This is a genomic window from Pseudomonas sp. DrBHI1, assembly GCF_002205115.1.
In the GTDB taxonomy this organism is placed as follows: Bacteria; Pseudomonadota; Gammaproteobacteria; order Pseudomonadales; family Pseudomonadaceae; genus Aquipseudomonas; species Aquipseudomonas mosselii.
The window spans coordinates 1-319 of sequence record NZ_NIBE01000138.1; the positions used below are offsets into that span (position 1 = coordinate 1).

Annotated in this window: 1 protein-coding gene; it reads right to left on the reverse strand. The window is 66.8% G+C overall.

Translation table 11 applies throughout. From position 1 onward, the window contains the following. Nucleotides 1-39: 39 nt before the first annotated feature. The gene (locus CC207_RS25140) at nt 40-279 is read right to left on the reverse strand and encodes a DUF3077 domain-containing protein (RefSeq protein WP_028690971.1); all 240 of its coding nucleotides are present in this window, start codon (nt 277-279) and stop codon (nt 40-42) included. Between the last annotated feature and the right edge of the window lie 40 nt (nt 280-319).

Below are 319 nucleotides of genomic sequence, written 5' to 3' on the forward strand. Positions count from 1 at the left end.
GGCGTGGGAGTGGGCTTGCCCCGCGATGCGGTCATCAGATCATCTGGAGCGGTTCAACCCCACCTCCATATCATCGATCAGCGCCTTGGCCATGGCGCTGAGGATCCGCGCCGAGCTGCCGGCCAGCAGGTCGCCTTCCATCTCCGCCTCGCAGGTCAGGTGGCGGATGCAGCCGAGCAGCACCGACAACTCGCTGAAGGCATCCTCGAAGGTAACGCCCGGCTCGACCTTGAACAGGTCCAGGCAGGTGGTGCGGCCTGCGGTGTGGCCGCGGCTCATGGCTGCACCTGCGGCTTGTGCTCGAGCAGAGCGCAGGCCA